This window comes from Psychrobacter sp. BF1, from assembly GCF_019279065.1.
GTDB classification, from domain to species: domain Bacteria; phylum Pseudomonadota; class Gammaproteobacteria; order Pseudomonadales; family Moraxellaceae; genus Psychrobacter; species Psychrobacter urativorans.
This window is the reverse complement of record NZ_JAGYWV010000001.1, coordinates 140,381-153,175: the sequence shown is the minus strand read 5'-3', so window position 1 is coordinate 153,175 and position 12,795 is coordinate 140,381. Positions and strand designations below refer to the sequence as shown.

General features: G+C 41.4%; 10 protein-coding genes. 6 read left to right on the top strand and 4 right to left on the bottom strand.

Annotation, left to right across the window (positions count from 1 at the left end):
• Positions 1-266: 266 nt before the first annotated feature.
• Together KZA12_RS00630 and KZA12_RS00625 are read left to right on the top strand one after the other, a co-directional pair.
• The gene (locus KZA12_RS00630) at positions 267-932 is read left to right on the top strand and encodes a YcxB family protein (protein ID WP_218688870.1); all 666 of its coding nucleotides are present in this window, start codon (positions 267-269) and stop codon (positions 930-932) included.
• A gap of 228 nt (positions 933-1,160) precedes the next feature.
• Entirely contained in the window at positions 1,161-1,631 is a 471-nt protein-coding gene (locus tag KZA12_RS00625; protein ID WP_201622419.1) for a Dps family protein, read from the top strand.
• A gap of 124 nt (positions 1,632-1,755) precedes the next feature.
• Here KZA12_RS00625 and KZA12_RS00620 read toward each other — a convergent pair whose 3' ends face one another.
• The 3 genes from KZA12_RS00620 to KZA12_RS00610 form a co-directional block, all read right to left on the bottom strand.
• The gene (locus KZA12_RS00620; protein WP_218688869.1) at positions 1,756-2,487 is read right to left on the bottom strand and encodes a DUF2057 family protein; all 732 of its coding nucleotides are present in this window, start codon (positions 2,485-2,487) and stop codon (positions 1,756-1,758) included.
• 105 nt (positions 2,488-2,592) lie between these two features.
• Positions 2,593-3,396: a DnaA regulatory inactivator Hda gene (gene hda, locus KZA12_RS00615; protein ID WP_201622417.1), complete on the bottom strand. Its 804-nt coding sequence runs from the start codon at positions 3,394-3,396 to the stop codon at positions 2,593-2,595.
• Positions 3,397-3,809: 413 nt separating this feature from the next.
• Positions 3,810-4,916, bottom strand: a complete 1,107-nt coding sequence (locus KZA12_RS00610; protein WP_201622416.1) for an AI-2E family transporter — start codon at positions 4,914-4,916, stop codon at positions 3,810-3,812.
• A 281-nt stretch (positions 4,917-5,197) separates the two neighbouring features.
• Here KZA12_RS00610 and purM point away from each other — a divergent pair, with 281 nt between their 5' ends.
• Together purM and purN are read left to right on the top strand one after the other, a co-directional pair.
• The gene (gene purM / locus KZA12_RS00605; RefSeq protein WP_218688868.1) at positions 5,198-6,247 is read left to right on the top strand and encodes a phosphoribosylformylglycinamidine cyclo-ligase; all 1,050 of its coding nucleotides are present in this window, start codon (positions 5,198-5,200) and stop codon (positions 6,245-6,247) included.
• Positions 6,247-6,930 carry a phosphoribosylglycinamide formyltransferase gene (purN, locus tag KZA12_RS00600; protein WP_218688867.1) on the top strand — a complete coding sequence of 228 codons (684 nt, stop codon included), beginning with the start codon at positions 6,247-6,249 and terminating at the stop codon, positions 6,928-6,930. Before purM ends, purN begins: the two co-directional genes overlap by 1 nt.
• 268 nt (positions 6,931-7,198) lie before the next feature.
• Here the strand turns inward: purN and KZA12_RS00595 are convergent, their stop codons facing one another.
• The gene (locus tag KZA12_RS00595) at positions 7,199-8,197 is read right to left on the bottom strand and encodes a LysR family transcriptional regulator (RefSeq protein WP_201622413.1); all 999 of its coding nucleotides are present in this window, start codon (positions 8,195-8,197) and stop codon (positions 7,199-7,201) included.
• 961 nt (positions 8,198-9,158) lie between these two features.
• Between KZA12_RS00595 and KZA12_RS00590 the strand changes: the two genes are divergently transcribed.
• Both KZA12_RS00590 and KZA12_RS00585 read left to right on the top strand, forming a co-directional pair.
• Positions 9,159-10,745: an isocitrate lyase gene (locus KZA12_RS00590; protein WP_218688866.1), complete on the top strand. Its 1,587-nt coding sequence runs from the start codon at positions 9,159-9,161 to the stop codon at positions 10,743-10,745.
• A 234-nt stretch (positions 10,746-10,979) separates the two neighbouring features.
• Positions 10,980-12,644 (top strand): CYTH and CHAD domain-containing protein, encoded by a 1,665-nt coding sequence (locus KZA12_RS00585; protein ID WP_218688865.1) that lies wholly within the window; start codon positions 10,980-10,982, stop codon positions 12,642-12,644.
• Positions 12,645-12,795 lie beyond the last annotated feature (151 nt).

Genomic DNA, 12,795 nt, shown 5'->3' with positions numbered 1-12,795 from the left:
ACTAAGACAGAGCTATTGAAAGCAGCTGCTATGATACCAAGACCAGATAGCTTTGACTATGTTTAGCGTAGCTTTAGCCTAGGTTTTATCGCATTATAGCGACTATCTATAAGCTACTAAAAGCTGTCTATTGCTATGCTAAGATGCATATATGTTTCTTTTACAGGCGCTTTTCGGTAAGATAAGCACACATCTATTATCACTTATGGGCAGCATGCTATTTCGCTGTCGCCATCGCATTTAATCAAAGTATTTGAGAACCCTTTATGGCCCTGTATCCTTATACCCTACAACCTGTCGCTTTGAACTTAACTGAAGCTGAATTTCAGCAAGCACAATATGAACTGTTTGCTAATGCTAGCCCCTCGTTTGGTCTATCTAGTATTAAGACTAAAGAATGGATTATCATGGCGGTAGTAGTCATATTAGCGATCGCAGGACTGGTCTTTGTATCTGGCTATTCGACGATTATCTTTTGGGTGATGCTAGTTGCAGTAGTAATTTATCTGCTAGTGCGTACGCTTGGCTTTAAGTGGTATGTCAAAAAGCAATTTGAAAAGCAAGTTTCTGAGCAAGAGATGCCTGATGAAATGCGTCAAATGAAACTTGGGGTACAAAAACATGGTTTGGTTATGGCGATGCCAGTCAATCAGCCTGGTGCGGTGAACAATCAAATGCGTGGTATGCAAATGCGTGCAGCGAGCACTCAGCAAGCGGTAATCCCATGGAGCGCTGTTAAAAGCTGGGATGAGACTGATGATTATATCTTTATGATGTTTGAGGTTAAAGGCCAGCAAGGCAGTCAAATCGTACCTAAGCGTTTGCAAGCGCAAAAGTTCCCTATCGATACAGTACGTCAACATCTACAAGAAGTGATTCCTACTCGTGGTTTGAACACTGAGAATTTACAGCCGCCTGCTGACAAGATATAATTTATTGGTTATTTGATGGTAAGGTCCCTATTGATTTTACAAAACATAACTCGTCTTTTGGTTTAATTAATTTAACTTATAGAGCTGCAGTTGTTATGATAGTGACCATAAACAGATTAGTTACTAATCGTCAAAACCAGTCGCCGATCAGCTGGTAGTTAGTGACTACTGTACTTCTAAAATAAAAGCAGCATTCTAATTCTAAAATAACACTAAAAGGATAATATTATGAGTACTAATCAAATCGGTTTAGAAAAAGCAGATATGAGCGCCATCATTGCTAAACTTAATGGCTTATTGTCTAGCTATCATATGTTCTATATCAATGTTAGAGGCTATCATTGGAACGTAAAAGGCGAGCATTTCTTTACCTTACATCCTCAGTTTGAAGAGCTGTATACTGCCCTGCAGATACAAATCGATGAGATCGCTGAGCGTATTTTGACTTTAGGTGGCACTCCTTATCATGCCTACAGCGATTTTACCCAGCATGCTAGTATTCAAGAAGATAAAAACGTTAAAGATGGTAATACTTGTGTTAAAGGGGTAGTTACTGGCCTACAAGCTTTGATAGAAGAGCAGCGTCAAGTGTCAGCAGCAGCGGCAGAAGCAGACGATCAAGGTTCAGCGGATCTAGTAGATGCCTATGTGCAAGAACAAGAAAAACTCGTTTGGATGTACAACGCTTTTTTAGGCTAGAATCGTCTAATCTATAAAACTATCAGTTAGCCAATTTACTTCCAATAAAAAAGCACCCTACTGGGTGCTTTTTTGTGCTCAGCTATAAAGGTTATAGATAACCCAGCTACTGTTTAGGGCCTGCTTACTGCTTGATCCATTGGCTCATCTTTTCACGTTCAGCCGGCGTAGCATTTAGCCATAACTGCATAAAATTATCCAGAGTGCTGCTGGTTTGAGCGCTATTAGCGGCTGGTGCACTAGGAATCGCTGCATAAGTACCAGAAGATATTATCGCGGTTGTATTAGTATTATTTTGTGCGTTTACTCCTGGCTGGCTCAAAGCAGCGATAGCTTGCTGGTTTTGCATCTCAGCATTACTACCGCCACCGAATACTCCACCTAAAGCTTTACCTAGTCCTGAGAATATACCGCCATCATTACCCACTATGCTTTTTTGACTGGCTATAATGGTATTATTCTGCTGTATGGCTAAGGTTGGCTGTTGAGCATACTGTTTGGCTGCACGATACTCTTCTGGCTGATTAGGCATAGTCAAACGATAGGTTTGATTATCTAATAGATTTGCTGCAACACTGATATTCCCTGAGCGTAGATAGTCATGTTCATCGCGTGGGAGTTGATAAAAGCGATCATACTTAGCAGTAATGACGTGTTGTCCGGGCTGTAGACTCAGCTGTTTGGTCAAGGGCTCAAGAATGCCTTGTTTGAGTTCTTGACCGTTGATAGCTGTAACCTTGATATTATCATCAACCATTAGAGTTACTGCTGCATGCGTAAGCATAGATACTGACCCTGCACTTATCAATACAGCACCAAGGGTAAGTTTTCTTAACTGAGAAGTGAAGACGGTCATAAGGTATCCTATCAATAGTAAGTTTTTGATAAACAGGCTAAGTTTTTTTAGCGATAAAAACAGCTATAAAAAGCTATCGGATTGAGTAGCTAAGTATTCGAGTTATTAAAAGTCTAGCGGCATCGTATGTTGATCTAGAGTAGCAGCGTCATGATCTACTTGGGTCTCTTGGCTAATATCAGCCAGTTCAGCGGCAAGGGTCTGCTCATCAATAGTGCGCAGTGCATCGCTAATAACCGCTTTAGAGATATTACTTCGGCCCAAGTTTGAGAACATAGGCTGAATGTAATTTAATACCTCCATCATAGCCCCAATACGATGTGGGCCTTCAGTCAGTAAATGATTGAGAATGCGCTCATCGAACTGCCAGCCACGGCGGCGCAAAATAGACTGCATTAAGGCTTGGCGATCGGCCAAATCATGGCCATTAGGGACCTTAAAAGTAGGCGCTTGGGCAAGACGGCTCAATAGATCGGTTAGCTTAAAGGGTAGCTCGCTGGCCGGCTTATTGGCGGCAAACAGTATTTGACGTTGACCTTCACGGCTGCGGTTTATTAAATGAAACAGGGCCTCTTGCCACTCGCTACTATGCTCAAGGACCTCTAGGTCATCTATAGCAATGACGTCAAAATTCTCCAACGAGGACAATACGTTAACATCAGTATGTATTAGCTCATTCAATGATAAGCAAATAGCCGACCTATCCATTTCAATAAAAGATTCACAAATAGCCGATAGCAGATGTGATTTACCAGTAGCAGGACTACCAAACAGATACAGCTGACCGATTAAACCGACATGTAACTGCCTTATAGCATCAATGATAGACAGCCAGCCGGGACCAGAAAAGTCACTGAGGCTCGCATCGTGTTTAATGTCCAGATTGAGACTTAGCTGTGCTTTTGCCATGAATCATCAACTTAGTTTGCGTAGGACGATAGACTAAAAATAAACAGAATGCCAAATATGACATCATATTACTTAAAAATACTAGCAGGGATACTATTACTACAGACAACTGCTAGTTATGCCTACTACCCTGCATAACTGCCCAATTATAAAAATAAGACAACTTAACATGTAGAGTATGCAAGATAGTAGACAATGCCCCTATATATACCATAATTACAAAATGACTGACAAGTCTTTTAGCGCACAACTTACCTAAAGCAGGTTTAGTATTCGATCCTCAGCGCTATAAGCTCAGCACTACGAGCTCAGCACTACGAGCTCAGCACTACGAGCTCAGCACTATGACCTTAACACTATAAACTTAGCACTACGAATAGCAACTGCCAGTACTCTATATGGAATTAGCTAAGCTATTTTCTTTCAAAAAGCTCTAACTGCTTACGACCTTTATAAAAATCAGTGGAACGGTAATAGGCGTATAGGTGACGGAACAATACATTGAGCACGGCCGACACTGGTAAGGCAATTAGCATACCCACGAAGCCTAACAGACTAGCCCCTGCCAATACGGCAAAGATAACCCATAATGGCGATAGGCCAATTTTGTCCCCTAGCAATAGCGGCTGTAAAACATACCCTTCAGCGGCTTGTCCAACTAAAAAAGCCCCAGCAATTAACGACAAATGGAACCAGTCTAAGCCGAACTGGAACAAACCGGCGATAATTGAAGCTATAAACCCTAGACCAAACCCTAAATAAGGTACGAAGCTGGCAATACCTGCTCCCATGCCAATAATAAGTCCCAGCTCTAAGCCGATGAGCTGAAGCTGAACGGCATAAATAACTCCTAGCAATACCATAACCAGTAACTGCCCTTTGACAAACTCCATCAATGCCCGATCACATTCGCGTGCCACAGTAATCACTTTTTTGCTGTAAGCAGCGGGTATAGCCATTTTCCAATTGTGTAGACGTTTATCCCAATTAAATAAGAAATAAAAGGTCAAAATAGGTACTAGTACAATCAGGCCAGCACTATTAATGAAGTTCATACTCGAAGCTAACAGCTGGCTAACCCAAGTTCCGGCATCAGAAAACTCGTAATGGCTTTGCATGTAACCCACTAAAGTCTCCGAAAAGCCTTTGCTCTCTAATACCGGCATACGGATACGAGTATTATCAACGAACCACTGGCGGGCCACCTCGTTATACCAGTTCAATACTTTGGGTAAATAATCCCAAGCGGCTTGCAGTTGATACCATAAGGTAGGTATCAGCCACCATAACAGTAAAACCATACTCAAAGTAATAGTCGCATAGACCAAGAGAATGGCGATCCAACGTTGCACATACTTTGATAGTTTTCTTACTAAGGGGTTAAAAAGATAGGCCAATACAAAAGCAAATACAAACGGTATGATGACCGGCGCCATAAGATACAAAAGCACAAAGGCTATGACAATAGCAACGACGATAAATAAACGCCTGAAAAAAGGGTCTATAGTCTGATTTATCATTAGTGGTAATCCTAAATTTAAGCTTATATCTATATAATAGGTAGCAGAAACTGTGCACAAAACAAATAAGTTTGGCAAAATTTAAATGCCTTATTATCGCAGAGTAGCTAAAAAAAGCAGTGATTTTTTGTGTTTTATAGGTTTATTTTGCTGTTATTAGCAATGTTAGCGGATTATTGCTAAGTTGCTTTGCGAGTAGCTGCTATTTTTGGGTATAATGCGCCAACCATTATTGATTTACTCCGCCCAACCCAATTCATTATTCTAACTGTGAGATGACCATGAGTGACAAGCCTTCTTTAAGCTACAAAGACGCAGGCGTCGATATTGACGCAGGCGACGCGCTGGTTCAGCGTATCAAGTCAGTGGCCAAAGCCACTACTAGACCTGAAGTAGTAGGTGGTCTTGGTGGCTTCGGTGCTTTATGCCGTATTCCAACCGGCTATACCTCTCCACTTTTGGTCTCTGGTACAGATGGTGTAGGCACTAAGCTCAGACTAGCTCTACAACTAAACCGTCACGACACTATCGGCATTGATCTGGTCGCTATGTGTGTTAATGACCTACTAGTTTGTGGTGCAGAGCCATTATTCTTCTTGGATTATTATGCTACTGGCAAGCTAGATATAGATACTGCTGCTACTGTAGTTACTGGTATTGGCGAGGGCTGTAAGCTTGCTAACTGTGCGCTCATCGGTGGTGAGACTGCCGAAATGCCAGGCATGTATCAAGAAGACGATTATGACTTAGCCGGATTTTGTGTTGGGGTAGTCGAAGAAGCTGAAGTGATTACTGGCGAAAACGTAGCTGAAGGTGATGTACTGATAGCGTTAGGATCAAGTGGCGCACATTCAAACGGCTATTCACTAGTACGCAAAGTGATAGAAGTTAGCGGTATAGATGTGACTACTAGTACTGAACAATTAGACGGTCAATCTATTCAAGACGCCCTAATGGCCCCTACTCGTATCTATGTCAAAGCTATTAAAGCCTTACAAGATACGGTTGGGAATGCAGCGCTACATGCGATGTCACATATCACTGGTGGTGGTCTTACCGACAACTTACCACGGGTATTACCAGATCATTTAGCGGCTAGTATTGATACTAATAGCTGGCAGTTCTCTGAGCTATTCACTTGGCTACAAACCCAAGGTAATATAGCACAGAGCGAGATGTACCGCACCTTTAACTGTGGGGTGGGCTTTGTGATTGTAGTGCCACAAGATAAAGCTGCTGCTGCTCTTAAAACCTTGACCGATGCAGGCGAAAAAGCTTGGCAAATTGGCGAAATGATCAAGCGTGAAGCTGATGCAGTGGTGTACCGTTAATGTCGGTAGCTCCTCTAAGGCAAGCGCCTAGTCCTATGCGTGTAGCCGTTTTAGTATCTGGTAGCGGTAGTAACTTACAAGTGCTGATAGACGCTATGCAGTCGGGCGCTTTACCAATCGATATCGTGGGCATCATCAGCAATCGTGAAGATGCTTATGCTATCACTCGTGCCCAACAAGCTGACATCCCAGTAGCGGTACTGTCGCATACTGCTAGTGGCAAACGCATGGCTATCAAGACCTTTGAGCGTCATGCCAGCGAACAATTACAACAGTGGCAGCCCGACTTAATAGTATTGGCCGGATTTATGCGAGTAGTTAGTGCTGAGTTTATTGATAAGCGCATTGCTCCTATGGTCAATCTACACCCCGCCTTGCTTCCCGCTTATAAAGGGTTAGACACTCATCAGCGTGTTATACAAGCGGGCGATAGTCATCATGGCTGTAGCGTGCATGTTGTGACCGCTGAGCTGGATGCTGGGCAAGTACTGACCCAAGGCGTGCTAAGTGTTGGTGCCAAAGATACTGCTATCAGCCTACAAGCTCGCGTGCAAAAAATTGAGCATAAGCTACTGCCATGGACGCTGCTATTACTGGCTAAAGGGGTACTCACTATCAATGAACGATATTCGCAAGATACTGAGTCCTACTTACCTACCTTACCTTTAAAACTACTGTTATAACGGTAGAGTATTACTGACAGCGTGTTACCTCTATTTAAGTTTTTATGCCCAATAAAAAGCCCAGTATTTCTAGTAAAAGAGATGCTGGGCTTTTTTATCGATTATTATTAGTTAATCAAAGCTCTATTCTAATTAATTAAAAATCCATATCAGTTAATCAAAGCTCTATTTATAGGCGTCAAGCTTACGAGTAGCGTCAATGTTGATAGACTGTTTTATACCACAACCAGCACTGTAATCTGTGCTAATTATTGGCAATAGTTAACGGTTATTGCGGTCCAAAAAGCTGGTTAATCAATGGGATATCGTGCTCTTTTTCTTCTTCATCAGCCACTACTTGACGAGCCACATGCATGATCAGCTGTCGCAACCAGCGGTGGGCTGGATGATGCTGGAGTAACGGCGACCATGCCATGGTCAGCTCAAACTCTGGTATAAAAAACGGCGGCTCTCTCATGACAATACTATCATTCGTCGCTTGCATACGGGCCACTCGAGTAGGCAAAGTGGCAATCAAATCTTTATTAGCCGCTAGCATCGCTGGCATTTGATAATGACGGGTAAAAACACTGATATGACGTTTCTGACCTAAGCGTTGCAGAGCTTGATCAATAGAGCCTAGCCCACCTGACTTTTCAGGATTGACCCCAAAGCCAACACCCATTCCAGTTTTTGACACCCAGACATGCTGACTTTTTAAATAGTTTTTTAGGTTAAAACGACTAGCATAAGGGCTATCGGCAGATAGTAAGCAACTAAAGGTATCACGCCAAACCAGTACTTGATGAAAGCTTTGTGGTATCTCATTAAACCGATTAATCGCTAGATCAACTCGCCCTTGTTCCATGTCACGATAAGAGACATCTGAAGGTGTCAAAAAATCTAAAATAACGTTGGGGGCTTCTGAGCGTAGTGCTTTAACTAATTTGGGCACCAAAGTGGCTTCAGCATAGTCTGAAGTCATAATACGAAAAACACGTGAGGTGCTATAAGGGCGGAACTCAGTGCGTGGCTCTAATACTTGTGTCAGATCGGCCAATATTTCGCGGATACGTGGTTGTAATTCAAGCGCACGCTCCGTAGGAGTCATGCCTTCTGATGAACGCACCAGTAAAGGGTCATTAAATAGCTTACGCAAGCGACGCAAAATATTACTCATAGCCGGCTGAGTAATACCCAACTGCTCAGCTGCTCGCGTTACGTTTTTTTCTCGGAGCAATACATCCAAATGTACCAATAAATTCAAATCGACCCGCTGCAAATTCATACGTATTTCTCTTAGCTCAAAAATAAATGCTTTTTATAAACTGAATATATTGGCAATTTTCTACTGCATTATGGTCTAATAAGCCATCAAATCAATACATCATCCTAGATTTCAACCTGTAATTCGTTCTATACTACCGATCAATATCTAACATATATTGCTGCAAGCTATTGTTTTTACTGTATTATACATAAAGTAAATACTAGAGATAACAATCATAAATTAGATAAATCTTACTAAGGTAGTTATAGTGAGTAATATAGTTAGGTCAAAACGTAAACAACACGGATTGATGTTAATGACCCATTTGCTAATATACTATAGATCATTGTAGCACCTCTTATTAGTAGTTAGCGATATCAGCGACTGCTAACTGCTAAAATACGTTAAAATATACCTCAGCACTACTACTCTAAAAGCGTTACCGCAAATACATTATACATTGTGCTGAATAACGGCAGTTATATTGATTGGCTTACGGCAACTTAGCTCATTATAGACTAGGATAACTAACAACAGTTTGTGCCTTTACTGGATTTATTGTGCCCATAGTTTAATCAGTATTCACTAACTGCTATGCCTACACTAGGGCTGCCAGCTATTAGATCATCTACTAAATGGTAATGTACTGCCAACTATTTTTTATTAATTTGTCTGGTTATAGCCCTTGTATTCTTCATCAAGTTTGTTTAGGGTAATAGGCCAAAGATTTATGCTGAATAAATAATTATTCATAGTTACCTCAAACTGCAACACCCTTAGGGTCATAATCAGTCCTAAGTTTCGATATTATTATTACCATCGTGTTGGCTACAACTCAGTGCAATTATTGCTACGTTCGATAGCAGCTCAGCTATATGGATAATAGTGTGAGTATCGCTAAAATCATTTTTATAACCAAGCTTATTTAAAATTAAACTTTGTTCGTTAGTCTTTTAACACCCACCAAGGAGAAGTCTAGATGTCAAATTATACATCTGCAATTGAACGTGTACGTGAACTGAAACAAAAATACGGCAATTGGGACCATATCAGCGAGAATGATGCTGCACGTATGATGGTTCAAAACCGCTTTAAAACTGGTTTAGACATTGCAAAATATACTGCAAAAATCATGCGCCAAGACATGGCAGAGTACGATCAAGATACTTCTAAATACACTCAGTCTTTAGGTGCATGGCATGGTTTTATCGCTCAACAAACTATGTATGCTAACAAAAAACATTTCGGTACTACTTCAAAAAAATACATCTATCTATCAGGTTGGATGGTAGCTGCACTACGTTCAGAGTTTGGTCCATTACCTGACCAATCTATGCACGAAAAAACAGCTGTATCTGATCTTATCGAAGAGATCTACACTTTCTTACGTCAAGCTGATGCTAAAGTATTGAACGATTACTTCCGTGAGCTAAACGCTGCTGAAGAAGCTGGTCAAGACACTAAAGCTATCGAAGAGAAAATCGAAAAATTCGAGTCACATGTTGTGCCAATTATTGCTGATATCGATGCCGGTTTTGGTAACGAAGAAGCGACTTACTTGTTTGCTAAAAAGCTTATCGAAGCGGGTGCTTGTGCCCTACAAATCGAAAACCAAGTATCTGATGCTAAGCAATGTGGTCACCAAGCGGGTAAAGTTACTGTACCGCATGAAGACTATATCTCAAAGCTTAACGCTATCCGTTATGCATTCTTAGAGCTTGGTGTTGAAGACGGCGTTATCGTTGCCCGTACTGACTCTGAAGGCGCATCACTAACGCAAAAAATCCCAGTATCGAATGAGCCTGGTGATTTAGCTTCTAAATATATCGATTTCATCGAAATGGAAGAAGTAACGCTTGAAACTGCTAACGAAAACGACAGCTTACTTAAGCATAACGGTAAACTAGTACGTCCTAAGCGTTTAGCTAATGGCCTATATAGCTTCCGTGAAGAAACTAATATTGACCGCGTTGTTCTTGACTGTGTAACTGCTCTTGAAAACGGTGCTGATCTACTATGGATCGAAACTCCTACACCAAACGTTGAACACATCAAAATGATGGTTGATCGTATTAAAGAGCAACAGCCACAAGCGAAATTGGTCTATAACAATAGCCCATCGTTTAACTGGACTCTTAACTTCCGTAAGCAAGTTATCGCTGCATGGGAAAAAGAAGGTAAAGATATCTCTGCTTATAACAAAGATAACTTAATGAGCGGCGATTACGACGATACAGAATTGAACGTTGCTGCTGATGAGCTTGCGAAGAGCTTCCAAAGAGACGCAGCACGTGAAGCTGGTGTATTCCATCATCTAATCACTCTACCTACTTACCATACTGCAGCTCTAGAGATGAACGAATTGTCTAAAGGCTACTTCGGTGAAGATGGTATGCTTGCTTATGTTGCTGGCGTACAGCGTAAAGAGATCCGTGCAGGTGTTGAAGCAGTTAAGCACCAAGCAATGGCTGGTTCTGACATCGGTGATGATCATAAAGAGATCTTCTCAGGTGAAAACGCTCTTAAAGCTGGTGGTGGCAAAAACACTATGGATCAGTTCAAATAGGCCTTATCCTCCTATAAACATGCACTAACTAGTAAATGTTTAAACCAAAAAGCCGCCCTACTTTATGTAGGGCGGCTTTTTTATAGCCTGCAAAATATAGCCTGATCCTGATTATTAATAAAAACTATATCTCTGATAACTAACCTTGGTATTTAACGCATCAAATTTAGCTTGTTATTAGTAGCGGCCTCTCATAGGATAGTGACATTATCACTCTACAAGTAGAAGGTTCGCATGCAAGAGATAGAGTTAAAATTTTTGGTGCCAGCAGCACGCCTAAAAGGCTTAATGCGCCAAGCAAAAGTCAAATCATCTGAGACCAGTCAACTGGCTGCTCACTATTATGATACCGCCGATTATACACTGGCAAACGCTGGTATTGGCCTGCGTATCCGTAAGGAAGGTAGTAACTGGGTACAGACTATTAAAGCCGGTGGTGATGGCCTAGCGGCGCGTTTAGAGCACAATACCTTGTTGGATGCTAACCAAGTGCAAGCTATGCTTGATGATAATAATTTACTGCCTGATTTAAGCCTTTATCAAGACACTCCTATTGCCCCAGCGTTGGCTGAATTTAAATTAAAAAAGCTGACAAAAAATCTAACACGGCAATACGTTACTGATGTGCAGCGTACTACCCGCTTGTTAAACGATACTAGCAATAAGGATAGTGATAAGAGTCGTGGCAATGATAGCAATGCACTGCCTAACCGTGTAGAAATGGCCTATGATTATGGGCAAATTATTCACGGTAATGATGCTAGCTCATGCCAACCTATTCAAGAGATAGAATTTGAGTTAGTAAGCGGCGAGCTTGAATTTTTATTTGCTACTGCCAAAATTTGGTGTAAGCGTTATAAATTATGCTTATCTACTGTGACTAAAGCTGAGCGTGGCGGCTTGCTGATCAAAGGCGAGGATCATAGTCCAGCGATCAGTGCTGATCTTAGCCAATTAAAAGTTGATGAGCACAGTAGTCTGCCACAATTTATTCGGGCAGTAGTACATAACTGTCTGCTACAAATACTACCCAATAGTAGTGCTATCGTAGCAGGTAGTGAGGATGACAGTCATCTATTACAACTGCGTCTGGGTATCCGACGTCTGCGCGTGGCCTTAAAAGCTTTTAAAAAGTTCTCAGAGCATATTAATCCTGAATGGTCGCTAATTCTTAGGCAAACAGAGCACTTACTCTCTCACTACCGTGGGCTTGCTTATATAGCCGCTCATGTTGAGCCCCAGTTAGTGCAGCAAGGTGCCCCTAACGTACAATGGACAGCAGATATTGCTAAACTAAAAATTACTCCTATTAATGCTATTGCTGCTAATGACTTCCAGATTACCTTACTGGAGCTGATTGAGTTCGCCATGAGTGCTGATAGTGATGAAGACTCAGCAGCTCCCTTAGCTGTCGCTAAGCTAGCAAAAATACTAGCTAAAAAGCAGCTAAAACTACTAAAAGCTGATCATCAACTCGTTGACTTAAGCGATGGCTTAACTGATGATTTAAGTGAAAAGCCATCAGAACCTGCTTTACAGGATACTGAGGTAGATAGTGAGGCAGTAGTAGCTAGCCATATGACTGGCGTTGAAAAGCAGCAAGCTGCACAACATGAAGTACAGCGTCAATTAAGCGACTTACGTTATATTACTGAATTTGCCGCCCCGCTATATGCTAGTAAAAAAACCAAACGCTTCCTAAAGCAGTTAACTAAAGCTCAGCAAGCCTTAAGTCAGCATCAAGATCATCAGCAATACCAACGTTATTATCAGCAAAAATCTACCACTGACATTAATGCACTCTATGGTGCTGGTTGGTTTGCCGCTTTAACCCTCAGCGATTGGCAGCGCTGCCAAAAACGCTTGGCTAAAGTTCGCCGTACGGCTACCTTCTGGTAATTAATAAGGTTTTATAGAAAGCAGTAGCCAAATACTGATAGTAAAAAAAGTAATAGTAAAACACTGTTAAAGCACTTTTAAATAGTAGCAATAAAAAAAGACAGCCTCACTAATAGAGACTGTCTTTTTTTATGGCTACTACTTAGTATAA

Excerpts from the sequence above, each read along its gene's own strand:
- KZA12_RS00630 (WP_218688870.1), top strand. The coding sequence starts at position 267 with ATGGCCCTGTATCCTTATACCCTACAACCTGTCGCTTTGAACTTAACT.
- KZA12_RS00625 (WP_201622419.1), top strand. The coding sequence starts at position 1,161 with ATGAGTACTAATCAAATCGGTTTAGAAAAAGCAGATATGAGCGCCATC.
- KZA12_RS00620 (WP_218688869.1), bottom strand. The coding sequence starts at position 2,487 with ATGACCGTCTTCACTTCTCAGTTAAGAAAACTTACCCTTGGTGCTGTA.
- hda (WP_201622417.1), bottom strand. The coding sequence starts at position 3,396 with ATGGCAAAAGCACAGCTAAGTCTCAATCTGGACATTAAACACGATGCG.
- KZA12_RS00610 (WP_201622416.1), bottom strand. The coding sequence starts at position 4,916 with ATGATAAATCAGACTATAGACCCTTTTTTCAGGCGTTTATTTATCGTC.
- purM (WP_218688868.1), top strand. The coding sequence starts at position 5,198 with ATGAGTGACAAGCCTTCTTTAAGCTACAAAGACGCAGGCGTCGATATT.
- purN (WP_218688867.1), top strand. The coding sequence starts at position 6,247 with ATGTCGGTAGCTCCTCTAAGGCAAGCGCCTAGTCCTATGCGTGTAGCC.
- KZA12_RS00595 (WP_201622413.1), bottom strand. The coding sequence starts at position 8,197 with ATGAATTTGCAGCGGGTCGATTTGAATTTATTGGTACATTTGGATGTA.
- KZA12_RS00590 (WP_218688866.1), top strand. The coding sequence starts at position 9,159 with ATGTCAAATTATACATCTGCAATTGAACGTGTACGTGAACTGAAACAA.
- KZA12_RS00585 (WP_218688865.1), top strand. The coding sequence starts at position 10,980 with ATGCAAGAGATAGAGTTAAAATTTTTGGTGCCAGCAGCACGCCTAAAA.